Annotated in this window: 17 protein-coding genes and 1 pseudogene; 4 read left to right on the top strand and 14 right to left on the bottom strand. The window is 44.6% G+C overall.

Annotated features, from left to right (window positions below):
- Positions 1-125: 125 nt before the first annotated feature.
- The 5 genes from agaB to murQ form a co-directional block, all read right to left on the bottom strand.
- Complete coding sequence (gene agaB / locus HMPREF0623_RS07075; protein ID WP_004166497.1) at positions 126-620, bottom strand: PTS galactosamine transporter subunit IIB; 495 nt, start codon at positions 618-620, stop codon at positions 126-128.
- Between the two features lie 365 nt (positions 621-985).
- Positions 986-1,663 carry an MgtC/SapB family protein gene (locus tag HMPREF0623_RS07070; protein WP_004166496.1) on the bottom strand — a complete coding sequence of 226 codons (678 nt, stop codon included), beginning with the start codon at positions 1,661-1,663 and terminating at the stop codon, positions 986-988.
- A 117-nt stretch (positions 1,664-1,780) separates the two neighbouring features.
- Complete coding sequence (locus tag HMPREF0623_RS07065) at positions 1,781-2,617, bottom strand: MurR/RpiR family transcriptional regulator (RefSeq protein WP_002830855.1); 837 nt, start codon at positions 2,615-2,617, stop codon at positions 1,781-1,783.
- Between the two features lie 37 nt (positions 2,618-2,654).
- Complete coding sequence (locus tag HMPREF0623_RS07060; RefSeq protein ID WP_004166495.1) at positions 2,655-4,631, bottom strand: glucose PTS transporter subunit IIA; 1,977 nt, start codon at positions 4,629-4,631, stop codon at positions 2,655-2,657.
- A gap of 12 nt (positions 4,632-4,643) precedes the next feature.
- A complete protein-coding gene (gene murQ / locus HMPREF0623_RS07055; protein WP_002830632.1) occupies positions 4,644-5,537 on the bottom strand; it encodes an N-acetylmuramic acid 6-phosphate etherase in 894 nt (297 codons plus the stop codon).
- 263 nt (positions 5,538-5,800) lie between these two features.
- Between murQ and HMPREF0623_RS07050 the strand changes: the two genes are divergently transcribed.
- Positions 5,801-6,598 (top strand): hypothetical protein, encoded by a 798-nt coding sequence (locus tag HMPREF0623_RS07050; protein WP_004166493.1) that lies wholly within the window; start codon positions 5,801-5,803, stop codon positions 6,596-6,598.
- A 112-nt stretch (positions 6,599-6,710) separates the two neighbouring features.
- Positions 6,711-7,832: a hypothetical protein gene (locus HMPREF0623_RS07045; RefSeq protein WP_002830634.1), complete on the top strand. Its 1,122-nt coding sequence runs from the start codon at positions 6,711-6,713 to the stop codon at positions 7,830-7,832.
- 344 nt (positions 7,833-8,176) lie between these two features.
- Here HMPREF0623_RS07045 and HMPREF0623_RS09555 read toward each other — a convergent pair.
- Together HMPREF0623_RS09555 and HMPREF0623_RS07040 are read right to left on the bottom strand one after the other, a co-directional pair.
- Positions 8,177-8,329: pseudogene (locus HMPREF0623_RS09555) on the bottom strand (DUF2188 domain-containing protein); the annotation flags it as partial.
- Between the two features lie 12 nt (positions 8,330-8,341).
- Positions 8,342-9,235 carry an SDR family oxidoreductase gene (locus HMPREF0623_RS07040; RefSeq protein ID WP_002830636.1) on the bottom strand — a complete coding sequence of 298 codons (894 nt, stop codon included), beginning with the start codon at positions 9,233-9,235 and terminating at the stop codon, positions 8,342-8,344.
- Positions 9,236-9,343: 108 nt separating this feature from the next.
- Here HMPREF0623_RS07040 and HMPREF0623_RS07035 point away from each other — a divergent pair, with 108 nt between their 5' ends.
- On the top strand, positions 9,344-10,249 hold the full coding sequence (locus HMPREF0623_RS07035) for a CorA family divalent cation transporter (RefSeq protein WP_002830637.1): 906 nt from the start codon (positions 9,344-9,346) through the stop codon (positions 10,247-10,249).
- Here the strand turns inward: HMPREF0623_RS07035 and HMPREF0623_RS07030 are convergent.
- The 3 genes from HMPREF0623_RS07030 to pfkB all read right to left on the bottom strand — a co-directional run bounded on the left by HMPREF0623_RS07030 (position 10,246) and on the right by pfkB (position 15,211).
- A complete protein-coding gene (locus tag HMPREF0623_RS07030; RefSeq protein WP_004166490.1) occupies positions 10,246-12,156 on the bottom strand; it encodes a fructose-bisphosphatase class III in 1,911 nt (636 codons plus the stop codon). The genes HMPREF0623_RS07035 and HMPREF0623_RS07030 overlap by 4 nt on opposite strands.
- 237 nt (positions 12,157-12,393) lie before the next feature.
- Positions 12,394-14,274 (bottom strand): fructose-specific PTS transporter subunit EIIC, encoded by a 1,881-nt coding sequence (locus HMPREF0623_RS07025; RefSeq protein ID WP_004166489.1) that lies wholly within the window; start codon positions 14,272-14,274, stop codon positions 12,394-12,396.
- Entirely contained in the window at positions 14,267-15,211 is a 945-nt protein-coding gene (gene pfkB, locus HMPREF0623_RS07020; RefSeq protein ID WP_004166488.1) for a 1-phosphofructokinase, read from the bottom strand. The genes HMPREF0623_RS07025 and pfkB overlap by 8 nt, the downstream gene beginning before the upstream one ends.
- Positions 15,212-15,330: 119 nt before the next feature.
- Between pfkB and HMPREF0623_RS07015 the strand changes: the two genes are divergently transcribed.
- Positions 15,331-16,074, top strand: coding sequence for a MurR/RpiR family transcriptional regulator (locus HMPREF0623_RS07015; protein WP_002830642.1), 744 nt, complete (start codon positions 15,331-15,333; stop codon positions 16,072-16,074).
- A gap of 66 nt (positions 16,075-16,140) precedes the next feature.
- Here the strand turns inward: HMPREF0623_RS07015 and HMPREF0623_RS07010 are convergent, their stop codons facing one another.
- The 4 genes from HMPREF0623_RS07010 to lacD form a co-directional block, all read right to left on the bottom strand.
- Positions 16,141-17,346 carry an MFS transporter gene (locus HMPREF0623_RS07010; RefSeq protein ID WP_004166487.1) on the bottom strand — a complete coding sequence of 402 codons (1,206 nt, stop codon included), beginning with the start codon at positions 17,344-17,346 and terminating at the stop codon, positions 16,141-16,143.
- 164 nt (positions 17,347-17,510) lie between these two features.
- On the bottom strand, positions 17,511-17,639 hold the full coding sequence (locus HMPREF0623_RS09795) for a hypothetical protein (protein WP_002830842.1): 129 nt from the start codon (positions 17,637-17,639) through the stop codon (positions 17,511-17,513).
- A 14-nt stretch (positions 17,640-17,653) separates the two neighbouring features.
- Complete coding sequence (locus HMPREF0623_RS07005) at positions 17,654-18,325, bottom strand: DUF4867 family protein (protein ID WP_004166486.1); 672 nt, start codon at positions 18,323-18,325, stop codon at positions 17,654-17,656.
- Between the two features lie 18 nt (positions 18,326-18,343).
- Positions 18,344-19,339: a tagatose-bisphosphate aldolase gene (gene lacD, locus HMPREF0623_RS07000; RefSeq protein WP_004166485.1), complete on the bottom strand. Its 996-nt coding sequence runs from the start codon at positions 19,337-19,339 to the stop codon at positions 18,344-18,346.
- Positions 19,340-19,432: the final 93 nt, after the last annotated feature.

Below are 19,432 nucleotides of genomic sequence, written 5' to 3'. Positions count from 1 at the left end.
AGCTGAATCGTCAGGTATGTTTAAAACTAATTGGCTAAGCCCGAATACTCAAGTTACTGAGCACGTTTAGCGATATTGTCATAAAATTGGGGGGCTAAAATCACTTCCTTTACACTAACTAGCTGTTATTTCAATAACTGTTCGGTAATCGGATATTGTTTTTCCCCCGGGTAATCTTGAATAAAAATTTCAATTCCTTGGTGGGCTACTGCGAGGAGGTCGTGAACGTCTTGATCGTCAACGTAAACTTTTTTGGTGATTTCTCGTTTACCTTGCGCGAAATGCATATTGCCCACGTTAACTTTATTAACGGGCACGCCGCCCTCCACTAACTTAAGCAAGTCACCAGGCGTTTTTACCACCAAAAAAATGTGTTGCCGATCCGCAGCCTTGTTGATCACGTTAATCGTCTTTTCAATCGTAAAAAATCGAATGTCCGCCCCGGAAGAATCCGCGGTGGTGGCCATCAACTTTTGTTGCAGTTCGTCATTGGCCGCGTCGTCATTAGCCACCACGATTAAGTTGGCCTTTACCGCCCTGGTCCAGGTCACCCCGACTTGTCCATGTACCAAACGATTATCAATTCGCGTCATTAAAATATTCGCTGCCATTACATCCATCTCCTCATCAGATAAATCCCATCTAACTTCAACAAGTGTAAACGTTTACAAATAAAGTATAACCTTTATCTAACCAAAGACAATCGTTAAATTGCCATTTTTTAATTAAAAATGGTTTGCATTAGTAACCCTATCTCCACACAATCTTTATCACCTTTAAGATGTATATACCGATTCTTAAACTTGAAAGTTTTACCAACTAAAAAAGTGCTTCTTCAGAACTTAAAAATCCTCAAGAAGCACTTTTGATGCTAATAAAGTCAGCACACCCAAATGATTTTATATTTTTTCCATCCTTCGGGTAGTGCTTAAACTACTAATCTTTACGGCCTTGACCAGCCAGCAAACTCATACAAATCCTGCGCCTAATCTTCCCGCTGAACTTCCACGACCGCCGGATTCTTCGCAATTTTCATTAAAACTGCGTCAATATCTTGCTTGTCAGTTAAAACCCCTTCCAATTCCACCGTAATCCGCTCGGTGGTTACGTTGCTGATGGAAAATGTGTTCCGGGTAAACCCCACGTCATGAAAAATCGCGTGAATCGTTGATAAAGTCGTAGCGTCATTTTTTAATAAAATCTGGCAGTGAAAATGTTTGTGTCGTAATAAATACTTTAAAACTAAATTGTCCCGGAACAAGGACTGCGAGGCCACAATTAGGAGGGCGGCCGCGATTCCGATGAAGTACAATCCCGAGCCAATTGCCATCCCGACCGCGGCAGTGGCCCACACCCCGGCGGCGGTAGTTAGGCCGTTAACACCGGCGCCCCGCACTAGGATGGTTCCGGCACCGATAAAACTAATCCCACTAATGATTTGCGCCGCAATCCGGGAAGGGTCTAACCCAATTCCAGGATGTTGTAACAAATCGTAGAAACCATATTTAGAGATTAACATAGCTAAGGCAGCTCCTAAAGCTACGATAATGTGCGTCCGAATTCCAGCATTTTTCAGCCGGGCCGAGCGCTCGTAGCCAATAAAACCACCACAAATTGCCGCCACCACGAGCCGAAAACACCAGTCTAAATCCATGGCTTGCATTTCTTAACCCCCTTATAGCAATTAAGATCGTCCAGATTCTTCGCTTCAATTTTACCACTCTAAATAAAAACACGGTTCCCAGTAGCCTTTCGCCACCAAGAATCGTGTTTGGTTCGTTTAGAAATTACTTTTAATAATCTTGCGAGACTTCGTCAATTGATCTACGTTATCTTCAAAATGTAATTTTAAAAAGGAGTAGTAGAGTAGATCAACCACGTACAGTTGGGCCATCAGCGAGGTCGTCGCTGCGCTTCGCAATTGGTTACCTTCCCCGCTATCACTATGGGCAAGAACCACCGTGCTTTGTCGGGCCAGGGGGCTACTCAATACCCGGGTAATCGCCACTACCGGCAAATCTAACGCCCGGGCGGCACCTAGTAATTGTAACGTTTCCTTAGTTTCTCCCGAGTTAGAGATCAGCACGACCACGCCACGGCCTTTGGACATTTCCGCCGCCAGCAGGTGAACATCTTGCGTTTGAGCAACCGGCTTACCAAGCCGACCAAACTTTTGTTGCAAATCATCTGCCACTAAATGAGAAGCTCCTATTCCATAAGTGTAAACCACGTCGGCTTGATCCACCAGTTTGGCTGCATTACGGACTGCGCCGCCCTTAACCGTTCGATTGGTTTGCTCGATGGTGTGGTTAATCCGGTATTCCATCTTTTGTTTCATCACTTCAAGCGTATCTGCCGGATCGATTTCTTCAAAGAACTTGTCGTTAACCATCGTTTCGTTTTTCAGACGTTCTTTCAGCTCGGGTAACCCGTTTTTACAAACCCGTTTGGCTAAGCGAATTACCGTTGCAGCGCTCGTTCCCACTTGATCAGCAACCTGTTTGGCATTGGAATCAATTACCGCTTGCGGATACTTAATGATAAAGCGGGCAACCTGCTTTTCCTTTTTGGTAAAATCACCCAACTGATTTTTCAAAGTAAATACAACACTTTTCATCGACACCCCTCCTCACGCTGGCGTAATGAATAAGTGGCTAGCGTTGATTCTCCATTAAAATTGACGTAGCTTGGACATCGGTTTGTCCAATTTTTTTATCAACTTGATAATCACCCGAATTGGTGATGATTGTCAAGGTCACTGGTGCAAGTTGTGCTTCCCGGATTACGGACCAATCGACCTTACCAATTACGTCACCTTGGTGCACTTGGTCACCAGCTTGAACGTTAATTTCAAAGCCCTTGCCATTTAACTTCACGGTATCCACCCCGATGTGGACGAGGACTTCTTCACCAATCTCATCTTGGAACCCAACCGCGTGCTTAGTGTCAGCGACCATAGTAACTTTTCCATCTACCGGAGCGTAAATTTGGGAATCAGTTTCGTCAGGCATTACCGCTACCGATTTTCCCATCACTTCTTGGGCCATCATTGGATCAGGAACTTGATCAAGTCCGACTATTTTACCGCTAACGGGAGTTGTCACGGTCACCGAACCGCTGCGCACAGCTGTCGAGCTGTTTGGCACGTCGTCTTGAACTTCATTTTGAACTTCAGCGTTAACTTCAGCATCGCCAACGAGGGCGTCTTTAGGAATTCCAAAGAAGTAGGTGGCCACGAATCCGCCGACATATCCAGCTAAGAGTCCGAGGACGTAGGCATAAATGTGGCCGTTAGTGATTAACGGAATTAAAGCCACTCCGGAAGGACCAATTGCAATCGCGCCCACGTGACCAAGTCCGCCAACTACGGCACCACCGATCCCACCACCGATACATGCAGTGATGAACGGCCGTCCTAGTGGTAACGTTACCCCGTAAATTAAGGGTTCGCCAATTCCCAGAATTCCAACTGGCAAGGCGCCTTTAATTAAGTTAGTCAACTGGCGGTTCCGCCGACATTTAATCCAGAGAGCAAAGGCCGCACCGACTTGTCCAGCACCCGCCATGGCAAGGATTGGCAGTAACGGAGTCGCGCCAGTTTTGTTAATCATTTCAATATGGATTGGGGTTAAAATTTGGTGCAAACCAAACATTACCATTGGGAGGAATAAGGCTCCCAATGCAAATCCAGAAAACGCGCCGCCAATGTTTAGAATCCAGTTAATTGCACCAACTAGGGAACTTGAAATTACGCCGGCAACTGGCATCACTAGGAAAATGGTAAATATTCCAATAACTAATAACGTAATCGTTGGGGTCACAATAATATCAATTGAATCTGGTACCCAGCGATGAAGTTGCTTTTCAACTAAAGATAGTACCCAAACGGCAAAAATCACCCCAATGATTCCACCTTGGCCGGCACTCATGGGTTGCCCGTTAAAAATATTGTGTAACGGAGCTTCGGGAGTCATCCCGTTTAACAAGGTTACCGCCCCGATCACACCCCCTAAACCAGGGGTCGCGCCAAATTCGGTTGCACTATTAATACCAACGTAAACGGAAAGGTAGGCAAACACCCCGTTTTTAATGATGTTCAGTACTAAAATTAAATCCGTCCAGCTCTTGCTGATATCACCAGCCACGAGCAAGTTGGAGAGCACCGCGGCAATTCCCCCAATCAAACCAGCTCCGACAAAGGCCGGAATCAACGGAATGAAAATATTTGAAATCGATTTCAAAATTCGCTTTACGGGGGTTTGTTTTTGCTTAGCCTTTTGGGCCGCCTTTACTTGAGCTGCCTTAGCTTCCACAATCTCCTTGTCGGTCATCTTACTTGTGTCCATCACCGTTTCAGGGAAAGGATCGCCTAGTTTCACTCCAACTTCGCGGACCATTTCTTCGGCAACTTTGTTAACCGTACCGGGACCCACGATTACTTGTAAAGTATCGTCGTCCACGACTCCCATCACACCGTCAATTTGTTTTAACCCGGCCATGTTAACCAAGCTAGGATCCTTAATGGTCATGCGCACCCGCGTCATACAATGGATCAGTTTGGCTACGTTGCCGGGACCGCCCACGTTAGCGTAAATTGCCTGCGCGATTTGCTTTACTTTTGCATCCGTCATTACTTTTCCCTCCTAATCAATCGTCTTTCTAACAAAACCATGGGCTTCTTGAAGCCGCTTTTGAGCTTCCGTTTCGTCAACCCCCGTCAAAATCATCACGATGGCAACCTTAACGTTTTGGTGGGCCTTTTCAAATACTGTGGCTGCGGTCTCGTAATCTGCGTCAGTGGCTTGCATAATAATACGTTTAGAACGTTCCACTAATTTAGCGTTGGTTGGTTTAACGTCGACCATCAAGTTCTTATAAACTTTTCCAATTCCGATCATCGAAACCGTTGAAAGCATGTTTAACACTAATTTTTGTGCGGTCCCCGATTTTAACCGGGTGGACCCGGTCAAGACTTCGGGACCCACCGGCACTTCAATCGCAATTTCGGCATGTTGACTAATTTCTGCATCCGCGTTGCAAGCCAAACTAATCGTGGCAGCGTGCATTGCTCGCGCGTAGTCTAATCCGCCAATTACGTACGGTGTCCGACCGCTAGCGGCGATGCCCACTACCGTGTCTTTATCCGTTAAGTGTCGTTTCTTTAAATCTGCCGGTCCTAAAGTCAAGGAATCTTCCGCACCTTCTACCGCCACGGTCATCGCCTTTTCGTCTCCAGCAATTAGTCCCTGGACCATTTCCGGATCAGTCCCAAACGTGGGCACGCATTCAGCAGCATCCAACACGCCTAACCGGCCGCTGGTTCCCGCGCCCATATAAAAGAGCCGTCCGCCTTGCTTAAAGTTTTTGACGATTTGGTCCACCGCTTGAGTAATCTGCGGGAGCGCTTTTTGTACGCTTTGCGCCACGGTTTGGTCCTCGTGGTTCATAATTTCGAGGACTTCTGCCGTTGATAATTCATCCAACCGCATCGTCTGCGGATTACGGGTTTCCGTCGTTAACCGACTTAAATCTAACATTATTCTGCACCTCCATGTATTCGCTTTCATTCGAGTTGCTTAATTGTACCGCTTTTGAAATACCATTTCAATAAAATTTGCAAATTTATTCAAAAATGTGAAACCACATTTCATTTAAAAACAAATGTGTCTGCTAAGTTACCGGTTAATGGGCAAAATGGGCTTATTTCGCCTTAAATACTTGTTAGCGTGATAGCGCTTTGATAATATTCAAATGCAAAAAAATATTGATTAGTAATCATTTCGGAGGAGATTATTTTAATATGGAAGTCAAACTGAACTACTATGATGAATTTCAGCAGCTCAGCTCAAGTCAAATTTTTTCGGATCAGAATCGGGATATTAACTTACCATTCATCAAAGATGCACGAATTTTTAGCGATACTACCCTTTATTTGCAAGATATTAGCCATTGGCGCTGCCCCGGTTCTACCTTGATTATTGACACCGAACGACCTCCCCATATTACTAATCAATCAACTCGAAAACTTATCCGTAACTTTTTACGTAACCAACCGTGTTGCGACATCTTTTTGCGCGTGGTAACCGATTATTTAGGCATTAAACAAGCTCGCCCGGTGGTTTTAGGTACCCAACGGGTAGTGCCGCTAAACGGAACTACCCGGCGGCCCGCGAACTGGATTTTTGCCCACCACCTCAGTGATTTTTACACGGATCAACATCACCCGAACTCTTCGTTCTTGAATTTTGATTGCCATGACAAGTGTCTCCAGCTCCAAGTACCGCTTAAAGAAGCATTCATTCGTAATAAATTACTGATGGCCCAACAGATGGCCGAATTAACTTACTTAATAATGAAAGGCCTTTCAGAAACATTCGGGATGGCCGTTATCAAACCGCGAAAAGAAGTTTTTGCGCGCACGGATCATTGCCTTCCGAAGCAAGTTTTACCAGCTAAACCCCTAGACGAAACCTTTATCGGATTGTCCGCGCGTTTATTTGTTACGCTTAGTGAGTCATTTTTCGACGAATCGCTCATGTCTATGGAAGAAGCCACACATAAACTCAAAAAAATGAGTAATAATTTAGAGTTAATGTAATGTTTTTTTGCCCTAATTTCTTAAAACAAAGTATAATAAAATTAGTTATAATTCGTACTTTAATTTAACTAAATTTAAACGTGTTGGCTGACACCTTGGGGGATTAGTTTTTATGAACGAAACACTAAATAGATGGATAAAGAAATTTAAGCACTGGATCAATCCGCGCGATCCGTACCAAAACGAATTTGTCGAAGACGATCTGTACCGGGGGCGGCGGTCCGCTAAACGACGGCATCGGCGCTTAGTGATGCGTCGTTGGTCAATTTTAATTGGTAGCATTATTTTAGTGTGTGCCGTGCTTTTTGGTGGCGGATGGGGAATCAGTAAAACGCTCTACGCTAGCAAAGTTGACCGGCTGCAGACCCGGATCGACCGGTTGTACGTTGATTCCCAACATTCGGATCTAAAAAAGAACGTCACCAAGCAACAAATTGCCACGCTTAAGCATGATGTCGCTCAGTTAAAGGACCGGCCGAAGAAACCAGCGTTGCAAAAGGCACAAAACCAAGCTGCCAACGCTTACCAAGTTCGACAGGATTACCAACATTTGTTTAACCGACAAAACCGGGTGGACTTGAAGGTAACTACTAAAAAAGTCAATCACCAAATGAAGGCTTTGTCGGCAAACAGCGTTCCGCAAGCTTTCGATAAAAAGTATCGAGAGCATCTACAAAAAGTACGTCAAATTGTTCAAACGGCGGATAAACTTAGTCGCCGCTACAACACCATTATTAAAGCTCACCAACAAAACCAAAAAATTAGCGTTTCCACTATTGATGGGTTAATTAAGGACATGCGCAAGAATCAGCAGTCTCAACGGACCGTCGACGAACAAACTAAGTTAATTAGTCTGCGTTCAATCGTTAATAAGGAAAATAAGGCGGCCGAAAAAGCGGCACGAGAAGCCGCCATTGCAGCCCAAAAAGAAGCTGAAGAAGAAGCCGCACGCAAAGCAGCCGAAGAGTCTGCCTCTAAAGAAGCTTCTAAATCAGCTTCCAAGGCGGCGGAAGCTAGTTCTAAGGCCGCGGCGGAATCCAGCTCCAAGGCAGCCGAAGAAAGCGCAGCTGCCGCATCTTCAGCGGAAGAAGAAAGTTCTAGCTATGATAGTAGTTATACTGATGGGACTTACACTCCTGCATACGATGGTAATTATTCATCAAATAGTTATACCAACCCTGCTTATTACAATTATACGGGCAGCGGATCTAACAGTAGTTCCACCCAAAGTTAATATCAAAAACACGTAGTGGAAACAAAACTGGCTGGTTTTTGCAAATTAAAAGCAGCTGAAAAAATTAGTTTATTCCGCTTAATCAAAAATGAGAGTGACAAAAATCGGGTAGTTTGCGAGCATTAACTGAAAATTGACCATGATGCCTGAATTGGGCATGATGGTCAATTTTTGGTTATGCAGAACAAACTAACTTTTGGCACACGTTTTGGCTCTATGGAAGTCAAAAAAACAAAATAAAAACGGTTCATGAGGAAGCTTTCACCCCATGAACCGTTTTTTGTTTAGTGCACTCGTTTTTTACAATTTTTAGTGCTCACCTAATCTTCAGGGTGGTCCTAATCCCATTTTTCTGCTTGGCTGATGGCAATCGGGATCGCTCGGTCTTCATCATAACCTTCTTGTAACAAAGCATTTGCAATTTCAATTGCTTTGTTACGCACCCGTTCCTTGAGATTTTTCATGGAGCTGGGATAATCTTTTTTTGTCCAAGGCATCGCCATTCCTCCTTAAAGGTTGATTGGTTCGCCACCAGTTACGCCGTAAATTTGGGAAGTTACGTAACTAGCTAAGTTGGACGCTAGGAAAACGTATGCTGGGGCTAATTCAGCTGGTTGTCCAGCCCGGCCCATCGGTGAATCTTGCCCAAATTCAGGGATCGAGGATTCTGGTTGACCATGATCCAATTGGATTGGAGTCCAAATTGGTCCTGGAGCCACGCCGTTAACCCGCACCCCTTGTTCAATCAGTTGTTGCCCCAAGTTAATCGTCATGTTCGCGATTGCTGCTTTAGTTGCGGCGTAATCTAACAATTGGGTGCTTGGGTTAAACGCTTGAATCGAGGTAGTGGTAACGATCGCGCCACCAGCTGGAAGGTGCGGTTTGGCTGCCTTCACCATGGCTAACATGGCAACCACGTTCACGTCAAAACTATCCTTAATTTGTTGGATCGGCAAGTCGTCGATTTTTTCGTGCGCAATTTGTTGGGACGCGTTTAAAATTAACGTGTCGAGTGCACCAAATTCATCGACCACCCGTTGGATAATTTCTTCGGGAGCATTTGAATCGCGTAAATCAGCCGGGAGTAAGAGCGCTTGACGCCCTGCGGAAGTGATGTAGTGTTCCACTTCTTTTGCATCGGCTTCTTCACCTGGTAAAAATTGGATGGCTACGTCGGCGCCTTCCCGGGCAAATGCGATGGCCACCGCGCGACCAATTCCGGAATCACCGCCGGTTACAAGCACCTTTCGGTTTAACAGCAGGTCGTGACCTACGTAACTAGTTTCACCACAGTCGGGTACGGGAGTCATCTTCCCTTGGATCGCTGGGGTGTCCTGTTGTTGCGCCGGAAATTTATCCGTGTGGTACAGCGTACGGGGATCCTTTAAATCTGGTTGATTCATGTGCATACAACTCCTTTCTTTTGTAATTAGCATTTTAATATAATAGAATGTTTTTAAAAAGAAAAAGGCTCACGTTATGTAAACGTTTAGCGAGAAAGGAGTTCCGGCATGCCTAATCACCACGTCCATCTCAAAATTGAAACTTTCACTAGTGTTGATTCTCTCAACAATTTAATCCAAAAACATCAGTGGCCATCAACCATTACGGCTGGCCTGCAAACTCCCGAGGTCTTTCCCCGAACCATGCGTTTCAAGCATGGCGAAGATGAAATTGCCTATTTGATTGCAGTCTGTAACCTCGCGCCTACCGATAACATTCTTGACTCTCAGGTATTGTTAGACCCTTTAATCATCGTTTCAGAGCCGGAGCAACTAACCTTTTTGGTCCATGAAGAATCGGCAAGCGCCACTGAAATTCAACAGCTTTACGAAACCACCCTGTTTAATTCCAACGAAGGTCTGATTGCCTGCTTCCTCTTAAAAATTTACTCCAACTACCGCGTAAAACTCGCGCACATTAAAGAGCAGCTCGAAGAAATTGAAGCACAGTCTACGGAAACTACCAAAAATGAATATCTCATCGAAATCAAAAATATCAAAAAGGAGGCCGTCATCTTAGAACACACCCTTGATACCCAACACCAGGCGTTAGAACGGCTTTTTAAGTTAGCGGAATTTACCGATAATTTGGCAGACGAAGCGATGATTTACAACATTAAAACCGCTGAACGCCAAATCACGAAGTTAATTGCCATTTATCGTGACTTAATTGAAGCGATCAGCGGTTTATTTACCGACATTATGAGTAACCATTTGAACCACTTGATGAAATACCTAGATTCCGCCGCCTTGGTCATTTCGGTCCCCTCGTTAATTGCCGGGCTATGGGGAATGAACACCGGCGGGCTGCCTGGTGAACACACTAAATTCGGCTTTTTAATGATGATTATTGTCAGTTTGGTGCTCGCCTTGGTTACTTGGCGAATTTTGCGTTCCAAAAAGTATAACGACTAGTTGTCGTCGTTTTGCAGCAGAAATTTCAAGTCGTCAATTTGACGTTTAAGCTCCATTCCGATAGTCGTGTCGGCAATGTTGCGCCGGGGAAGATCTCGATCGATCACCCGTTTCAAGGTTGCTGAGCCAGTCGTCGAATTATACAACTCAGCCACTCCCAAAAACGGCGTATGGGTAACGATTTGAAACCCGTATGAATTGTTGATCAGCGTATAACCGGCAATTCCAGTCGCCTTCTGATAGGCCTTTGATAAACCGCCGTCAATTACTAAAATTTGACCACCGCCCTTGATTGGCGACTCTCCGTTGCCCACCTTTACCGGCGTGTGCCCGTTAATAATGTAGCTGGAGCGCTCGTCCAACCCGAATTTATCTAGAATATAGTGCGCCGTAGAAAGCCGGTCGCGAAGCATGAAGTACGGGTTATCGCCTTCGCGGTGGGTCTTTTTGTCGTCAATAAAGTAGCGTTCAAACGTGGTCATGGCCGTCCGCCCAAAAAGCGGTGATTTTTTACCGATCCAGCAGTACCACATTAAGTCAGTATCATCGGTTTCGGTAAAATCATTTTTGCTGGTGGCGGCCCGGATGTGTTCTTCAAAGAAATCAAGTAATTTTCGACCGGCATAACGGTGACCACGGTATTCAAACTCGTCAAAGTCGCCGTCCTCGGTTAACGGAATGCAACCGTGATACAACAAGTTATTATTGTAAATTAGGTACATACTCCCCTTTCGCAAAATAAAGTCCATGTGGGCCTTAATTTGCGGGGCATGTCGGAACGAATACCCTAAACTTTGGATAACTTCTTGCTCTTCCGCGGTCAGCTTGTAGGGGTGTTGCGGATCCACCGTTTGAAAACACTCGTGGCTTAAAGGATAGGTCCGACCGTCAATTTCAACTGCTCCGGTGACCGCTTGTTGCAAAAACAGGCGGTTTTCCATTTCAAAGTCGGGTTGTCGGGCAATAATCTGGCCCTCTAATTTAAATTGGATAATGGTCAGGGCCTGGTGAACTTTAGACAACAGATCTGCGTTTGGTTGGTTAAATTCCCCAGTTTTCGGATAGAAAAACGGGTCGGCTTCATAATGTTGGTCGGCAAAGGTAAACAAGGCCCGTAAGTTAATTCCGTATTCCCGCTCCAAATCAAAAATATAGCCGTACCGAGTCGCAATCCGGAAAAGGGTTGCGATGCAGGCCTGTGAACCGGCGTAACCGCCTAACCAGAGGACGTCGTGATTCCCCCACTGAAAATCCAGGGAGTGGGCGTTTTCCAACAGTTCCAAAACCTGGTTAGACTTTTGGCCTCGGTCAAAAACGTCGCCCACAATGTGAATGTGATCGATCACCAGCTTTTGAATCGTCGCAGCCAAACTTTGAACAAAATCTTGCGCCCGATTCAATTCAATGACCTTATTAATAATCTGTGCGTAGTACTTTTGCTTGTTTTTCGGGCTACCTTCTACGTACAATAGCTCTTCGATAATGTAGGCGTACTTCTTAGGCAACGTCTTCCGGACCTTTGAACGCGAGTATTTGCTTGCACAATATTGGGTAACCTCAATCATCCGCGGAATGATGGTGGTATACCACTGAATCAACTCGTCGGCACTTTTACCCTGCTGCACTTTTTCAATCATGAATTTAGGATAGGCCACCACGAAATTTAATTCCTTTTTCTCAGCCGCCGCCATTTCAGGGAAACGGAGGTTGATTTTTTCGCTAATGATCCCCGCCCCGGTCTTTAAAATATGGTTGAGCCCATCATACTCGCCGTGAATATCACTGATAAAATACTCGGTCCCCTTCGGCAAATTTAAAATAGCCTCCAGGTTGACGATCTCGGTTACAATCTCATCTTCGTTATTAAATTCTTTTTTCAGCTCTTCAAAGTATTTTTCTTTATACATTGGTATATACCCTTTTACGTTTAATTATTTATTTGATACTTTGATGATAACACAAAAATAAGCGCTTACAAGTTCAATTTATTAAACACCCTCCCCGTTATGGCAAAATTGGTAAACAGCAGTTAGGGGCTTAGGTTTCTTCTCAAAAATAAAAAGCCGGCGACCCCTACTAACCATAGCAGAATTTAATCTCCATTCCGTTAGTGAAGGTCTTCCAGCCTTTTTTAAAGAAGCTCATTATTGGTTGAATAACTGATAAATTGCCGTAGGTTCGTTAGTTTGCTTTAACTGCGTAACAAACTGCTCGTGCATCAATAATTTAGAAGTTGCTGAGAGATATTTTAAATGGTTGCCTTGATCCTGCTCCGGAATTAAAAACGAAATTATCGTATCTACGGGCTGTTGATCAAAGGTTTGCCAAGTAATCGGTTTTTGTAGCTTAACGACTAGCATTGCCGAATTTTTGATGCTGGCATCTTGTGCATGGGGGATCGCAATGCCACGTTCCATACCAGTAGAACCGGCTTTTTCGCGTGCTAAATACTTCTGGTAAACCGCCTTGGCATCCGTACTATACCCATTTTTTACGGCTAAATTCGCTAAATATTTTAACAATTCGTCACGTGAGCTAACTTCAACGGCCGTTTTAACATTCTTAACGGTTAAAATTTGCGCTAGCTCTTGATTGTCCGTGGTTGCCTCTGCGGTTGTTGGATTCGTTACATCACGTTCCGTAGCCTTAGTTCGGCCCGCAACTAACGAAAGTAGAAAGCCTGAAATTAGCGCTCCAATAACAATGAAGGCCACCCAAAGAAATGGTTTATTAACTAACGGCAGCACGATAAACCCACCGTGGGGAGCCGGAACACTAATTCTTGTCATATACGTTAAAATTGCGGCAACTGCCGATCCCACCATAAAAATTGGAATGTTAACCAACGGATTTCGCGCCGCAAATGGAATCGCCCCTTCCGTAATGTGCGTGGAACCTAGTAGAAAGTTTACATATCCTGCACTCCGTTCATTGTCGGAGTAGGCATTGCGGTTGAATAATACGGCAAAACCGGTTGCCAGCGGTGGTGCAATGCAGGCTGCGGATACTCCCGCCATGAAGAAGTAGTTTCCTTGGGCAAGTAGGGCCGTTCCCGTCAAATAGGCTGCTTTATTAATTGGGCCGCCCATGTCAAACGCACACATCATCCCGATAATTAATCCCAAAATTAACGGGTTTGAATTTTCCATCCCTTTCAAGAAGCTCATCATCCCGGTATTTATGTCTTTCATCGGAATTGACATATACCACATAATTGCGCCGGAAATAAAAACCCCAATAACTGGAAAAAGGAAAATTTGTTTCAAACCGTCCAATGATTTAGGTAATGCCTTAAATAAGCGTTGTAGTAAGACTACCGTGTAACCTGCTAAAAAACCGCCGACGATTCCGCCAAGAAATCCAGTTCCGTTAGTATAGGCAATCATCCCCGTAGCAAAACCAACTACCAATCCGGAGCGTTTCCCAATTGCCTCTGCAATGTAAGCACACAGTACGGGGACCATCAGATTCATTGCAAAACCACCGATGGTATTCAGTAACTGCGCAAAACTATTAAAGTCCGCACTCTTAGGGTCGGCCGAGTTAATTCCCCAGAAAAAGGAAATTGCAGTCAATACCCCGCCGGCTACCACAAGCGGCAACATGTGAGAAACTCCGTTCATCAAATCAACGTAAATATTGTGCCAGAAGGTCCCGTTAGCCTCACTACCCTGGGACTTAACACTAGCTGGGTTACTGGCGTGGTAAACGGGGACGTCATCATTTAAAATACTGTCGATTAATTGGTCAGGTTCCTTCATTCCCTTGGTGACGGACACGTTGATCAACCGCTTGCCGTCAAATCGTTCAATTTGAACGTCTTTATCTGCTGCAACAATCACGCCATCAGCGCCTTGAATTTCTTCATCAGTAAATGGGTTATCAGTGCCGCTTTGGCCGTGAGTTTCAACCTTAATGGAAACGCCCCGCTTTTTGGCAGCTTGCTCCAGAGCTTCCTGGGCCATGTAGGTATGGGCAATTCCCGTTGGGCAACCAGTTGCCGCAATAATTTGGTATTTAGCCATTCTCGATTCCTCCCTTAATCACTTTAATCGTAATCTGTTTACTTAATTCGTCAACGTCCGTAAAATCAGTTAATCCTGGCCGAAAAGCCGTTGAGCTTCCTGCCGCGATGCTATATTTCAAATTTTCATCTAATGGTTTTTGTTGTTCCATTCCGGCTAAAAAAGTGCCTAACATGGTGTCCCCTGAACAGGCCGTATTGACTACCGTTCCTTTAGGAGCATTTCCAAGCAGGACGGTGGTTGCGTTAACTAAGAGCGCGCCTTGACTACCTAACGACAGCAATACGTTTTGGGCTCCCCGTGCCACTAATTGTTGGCCACATTCAATTAAATCTGTTAAGGTTGGCCGTTTAGTTAACCCAAACCACTTACTTAGTTCTTCATCATTTGGCTTTAGCAATTCCGGTTGGTATGGTAGCGTTTCCAAAACTGCCGAATAATTAGTATCGATTACCAATTTAAAACCTTGCTTTTGGGACCTTTGCGCGATTTTTACTAAAATTTGTGGTTCCACTCCGCGGGAAAAGCTTCCTGAAATGACCAAAGTGTCTGTTGCAGTCAGCTTTCCAATCAATCCTAAGAATTCCGTCACCTGCGTTGGTGTAACTTGGGGTCCCGCATTAACTTCTTTGTACTCGGTTCCTTCTGCTAACACCCGGGTGAAGACGTTAATCCGCGTTGGTTGATCCGTATGCACAAAATGATTTTCAATACCCCGCTCACGCAACGTTTCTTCGATAAATGCGTTGGTAAAACCTCCTCCAATGCCTAGCGCCTGATTTTCAATGCCCAACATCTTTAAAATGAAAGAAACGTTTACGCCCTTTCCGTTGGCTAGAATATCATAGCTGTTCGTTCGATTAACCTTGCTCGGTTTTAATTCATCAGTTTCAATAAATAAGTCAATTGCTGGATTTAAAGTACATGTGTAAATCATTTTAGGCACCTCTTCTTTCTGCTACCTCAATTGTAGGCGCCATCGCGTTGTAAATGTTTTCAAAAAAATCTTTTTCTGTGGTATTCTTGAAAAAGAATTTACATTTAGGGGCGGCTAATTTGAAACAGCAAAAATTAAGTAATTCGGAAAAATACGCGTGGCAATTTATCCAAGATCACCTAGAAAGTATCCCGGCACTTTCCATCGTTGCGCTCGGTCAGCAGGCAAACGTCTCTACAGCAACTATCATTCGGACCCTTCGCAAACGTGGCTTCAAGGGTTACAGTGATTTTAAACACCATCTAGTTGAAGAGAACCAAGGTTCCTACACCAACCTTGCTCGCGCTGATTCTGATATTCGCAGCGCCATCATGAAAAATGAACACGAAGTCACCAATACCATTAAAATGATCAAGATTGCTGACGTTGAAAAAGCGGTGCAGCAAATTCGACGTGCCCAAATCATTTACATTTTTGCCCGGGGCTTTTCTGAACTAATCGCTGAAGAACTTTTAGTAAAACTTCAGTTATTAAAGAAAAACTGTCAGCTTAGCGACGATCCCAACATTATTCAAACCCTAGCAACCGATATTCGTCCTGGCAATTTAGTAATTATTATTTCACTTAATGGAGAAACTCCCGAATTAGTAGAGGCTGCCCGCCGTATATCACAAAACCGCGCCCCCATTCTTTTGATCACCACCAACGGTACTAGTAGCATTGGAAAATACGCCTCTTTAATTTTATGTGGTTTTAAGTCCGAAACTACTTACTTTCCGGCGTATGAAGTGCACTCCCGCTTGCCTTTACAAGTAATTACCCGGGTTCTGCTAGATTCATACGTAATTCGCACTAAAAAATAACCCCTCCCATCCGCAACTTCATTGTTTGCGGACGGCAAGGGGTTATATTATTTTTACGTAACTTTACTAAATCTGATCCATTTTTACTACTGCTAGGCCAGCTACCGTGGCAACTAAAACGATGGCGAGGTAAACCACGTTTTGTGCACTACCGACCGGGTTAGCAGAAAAGGCCATCCCGTAAAGTACGGGGCCCAAAGCTGCGATGAGATAACCACCGGCTTGAGACATGCCGGATAGTTGTGCTGTTTGGTATGGCGAAGCCGTCTTCATGGCAAACATGGTCATCACGAAAACAAAGAAGAGGTTTACCGAATAACCAATTAACAAGGCTTCAATTAACCAAAACCAAGTAGCGGCGGTATTTTGCACGAAGAGCATTCCGGCTGCCCCGAGGCCCACGATCCCTGCGGATAGAATCAACCCAACCTGAGTTTGCCGACTCACCCGGGTCAAGGTTTGGGGTAAAAATACCGAGACTGGTAAGCCGATCAACGAAAAGCACGCCATAATTGCTCCAATGACGCCCGAGCCAACGTGATGGTAGGCCATTAACGACGGCATCCACGCCGTGAAAGTGTACATCATTACCGATTGACAGCCGAACACCAATAGAAAGTACCACGCCCGCTTATTTTGCCAAATCACCGTTTTAGTTGGAGCTTTATTGTCCGTCGGCGTTGGCACCCGTCCGTCCATCTCCTCTGGTAAATGGGGCACAATCAATCCCCACGTTAGCAAGGCCAGTAACGGCACCACCGTTAGAATCAATAACATCGTCCACCATCCGGTCAATTTAACGATTGGCGCGGTAATCAAGTTAAAAACTGCACTACCCATCATCATTGAAAAAGTGTAGAGCGTGGTGTATAACCCAATCCGTTGCGGAAAATAGGCCGCCACAAACGACGGCATAAAAACGTTTAGGTAGGCAATTGCCACCCCGATTAAAATCGTTCCGCCAATCATCGTGGGCATCGTTACAACCATTCGTAGTGCTGATCCAAGCACTAAAATGGCTAACGCCAGCAATAGTGACCGTTTAAAGCCCATCCGTTTTAAAATTTGTGAAGCAAAATTTGAAAACACCATGAACATCACCAATGGCAAAGTGGTTAAAATCCCTAGGCTTCCCTGGGCCACCCGCAAACTTTGCGCTAAATTGCCCAAAATCAAGGGAATCGTAGTAATTGGGGTGCGCATCATCGATCCCACCAAAATCACCACTAAAACCATGGCAAAAATGCCTATTTTACTTTTTCTCCAGTTCATGCGTATCCTTCCTCACCTTAAATAATCATAGTTTTATTGTACCAGAGTATTTTGGGATTCTTCGGAAGTCCTTTAGTTTTATCTAATCAGCTCCGAGGAAGCGCTCACAAAAAAACGAGACCGGAATTTCCGAATCTCGTTTTTGGCTTTAACTAACGCTGATTTTAGAAGGGGTCCTTAACCGGAAATTCTTCTAACTGACGTTTAATCATTGCCCGATGCAATTCTTCTTGCCGTTCAATTTCCGCCTTTTGTTCGGCAGTTAATTTTTCTTCATCGACATTGCAATCCATTTTAATGGCCTCCTCTAATCTTGAATCGGACGAACCTGAACCAATGGCCCCTTAACCCCCGGCAAGATTCCGGCTTTGACCTTATCAGTCCGCGTCGCGTGCGCCAACTGGAATTTATTTTTCTTCACTAGCATGGGGTTATGGGTTTTAAATGAACTTGGGAGAGATTCATTCGTACCATTCAATACAACCACCACCGCTTTAAATCCCGCTAACGTAACCTCAATGGGGCTATAATGCAATGTGTCACTAAACATTTCAAAGACGGTCCCTTGCGGAATGTAGAAAATTTGCGCGTCGTCAACGGCGTGGAATTCGTAATTTCGTAAATCACGTCGCTTCCCTAACACCATAATCACGTCGCTAAAGGTGATATTCACTTCGCTACCTTGGTGAAATTCAATGGCTGAAAAGGCATCACAGTGGCCCACACACTGGCCTGCTGAAAGCGCCATTCCGCCAAATACATCCCTGCTGATTTCATGGATCACGCTCATTTGTTCAATTGCAGGATTTTTCGGTACGTACTGGTTTGCAGCGGTGACCGCCATTCTAGCCATGTAATCGTTAATTTCCGTTAAATCAAATTGTTTATATACGACACCGTAATCCCGAAATTGTTCGTCACCCACCTGATATATCGTTAACTGAGGGTTCGCCTTTTGGATTTTTTCATAGTTCGTCATCTTCTGGGCCCTTACAAATTATTTTTGTACCTTTTCAAACCAAGGGGTCGCACTCTTTGCCAAAACCTTGTTCAAGTCTTCAATGTTCTTCTTACCTTGGGTTTGAAGCCACTTGCGACCAACTTCTTCGCTTTCACCAGCAAATGGTTCAATTGCACCGCGCCAAGTTGCCCGGCCACAAAGTACTCCATTGAATTTTGAACCTGCTTCGTGCGCAAATTGGAGTTCTTCTTGGAACAATTCTGCAGAAACCCCAGCACTCAAGAAGATGAATGGTAAGTCGGTAGCGTCGCTTTGATCCTTGTAGTACTTCGCAGCTTCTTCCTTGCTGTAAATTACGTCTGCGTCGTTTTCCGCAAAACCTTCTACGTAAGCTTGGTTAACTGGTACTTCCAGTTTCAAAACGTCGACGCCGTATTCGGGTTTAGAAAATTCCTTAGTCATTTCGATAACCTTGTGCGGTTTAATCTTAGCGTATTCCTTACCTTTTACGTCATCATTGTTAGCATCGTACGAAACTAGTTCCAAGAAGAACGGAATGTCTTCAGCCTTACATTCGTCGCCGAGCCGTTGAATGAAGGCGTGCTTGCGTTCATTGATTTCTTCACCTTCGTCAACATCGTAATACAACAAGAATTTGATAGCGTCCGCACCTAATTCCTTAAGTTTACGTACTGACCATTGATCAAGGATGTCTGGGAAACGGCCCGGTTCAGTTGCGTCATAACCAGTTTTTTCATAAGCCGTTAATAGGCCAGCGTTTTCATCACGAACCCGTGCTGCGGGAATGCCGTATTCTGGGTCAAGCAAAATTCCGCTTGCGTATGGAGTCAATTCGGAAGAAATTGCTACCTTAAAGTCTTCAATTTCCTTTTGGCTAGCTTCGTGTCCGCTTGCCGCGCTAATCATCTTTTTCAACGAACCGCGTTGGTCGATTGCCAAAGCGCTGATTACGCCGTTTTCATCTGATAAAGCCTTCAATCCCCGTAATTTTCCTTCTGTCAATGTTTTCATAGTGTCCAACTTCCCCTTTTCGTTTAAAAAAATATTTTTGAATGCCCTTTCAGGTACCGCTTACAATTTTAACAAAAAATTGCACAAATTGAT

The sequence above is a fragment of the Pediococcus acidilactici DSM 20284 genome, assembly GCF_000146325.1.
Taxonomy (GTDB): domain Bacteria; phylum Bacillota; class Bacilli; order Lactobacillales; family Lactobacillaceae; genus Pediococcus; species Pediococcus acidilactici.
This window is presented reverse-complemented; position numbering and strand designations above follow the sequence as displayed.

Coding starts and splice junctions, on each gene's coding strand:
- HMPREF0623_RS07050 (WP_004166493.1), top strand. CDS start 5,801: ATGGAAGTCAAACTGAACTACTATGATGAATTTCAGCAGCTCAGCTCA.
- HMPREF0623_RS07005 (WP_004166486.1), bottom strand. CDS start 18,325: ATGACGAACTATGAAAAAATCCAAAAGGCGAACCCTCAGTTAACGATA.
- HMPREF0623_RS07035 (WP_002830637.1), top strand. CDS start 9,344: ATGCCTAATCACCACGTCCATCTCAAAATTGAAACTTTCACTAGTGTT.
- lacD (WP_004166485.1), bottom strand. CDS start 19,339: ATGAAAACATTGACAGAAGGAAAATTACGGGGATTGAAGGCTTTATCA.
- HMPREF0623_RS07065 (WP_002830855.1), bottom strand. CDS start 2,617: ATGAAAAGTGTTGTATTTACTTTGAAAAATCAGTTGGGTGATTTTACC.
- agaB (WP_004166497.1), bottom strand. CDS start 620: ATGGATGTAATGGCAGCGAATATTTTAATGACGCGAATTGATAATCGT.
- HMPREF0623_RS09795 (WP_002830842.1), bottom strand. CDS start 17,639: ATGGATTGCAATGTCGATGAAGAAAAATTAACTGCCGAACAAAAGGCG.
- pfkB (WP_004166488.1), bottom strand. CDS start 15,211: ATGATTTACACATGTACTTTAAATCCAGCAATTGACTTATTTATTGAA.
- murQ (WP_002830632.1), bottom strand. CDS start 5,537: ATGTTAGATTTAAGTCGGTTAACGACGGAAACCCGTAATCCGCAGACG.
- HMPREF0623_RS07070 (WP_004166496.1), bottom strand. CDS start 1,663: ATGCAAGCCATGGATTTAGACTGGTGTTTTCGGCTCGTGGTGGCGGCA.
- HMPREF0623_RS07060 (WP_004166495.1), bottom strand. CDS start 4,631: ATGACGGATGCAAAAGTAAAGCAAATCGCGCAGGCAATTTACGCTAAC.
- HMPREF0623_RS07030 (WP_004166490.1), bottom strand. CDS start 12,156: ATGTATAAAGAAAAATACTTTGAAGAGCTGAAAAAAGAATTTAATAAC.
- HMPREF0623_RS07045 (WP_002830634.1), top strand. CDS start 6,711: ATGAACGAAACACTAAATAGATGGATAAAGAAATTTAAGCACTGGATC.
- HMPREF0623_RS07010 (WP_004166487.1), bottom strand. CDS start 17,346: ATGAACTGGAGAAAAAGTAAAATAGGCATTTTTGCCATGGTTTTAGTG.
- HMPREF0623_RS07040 (WP_002830636.1), bottom strand. CDS start 9,235: ATGAATCAACCAGATTTAAAGGATCCCCGTACGCTGTACCACACGGAT.
- HMPREF0623_RS07025 (WP_004166489.1), bottom strand. CDS start 14,274: ATGGCTAAATACCAAATTATTGCGGCAACTGGTTGCCCAACGGGAATT.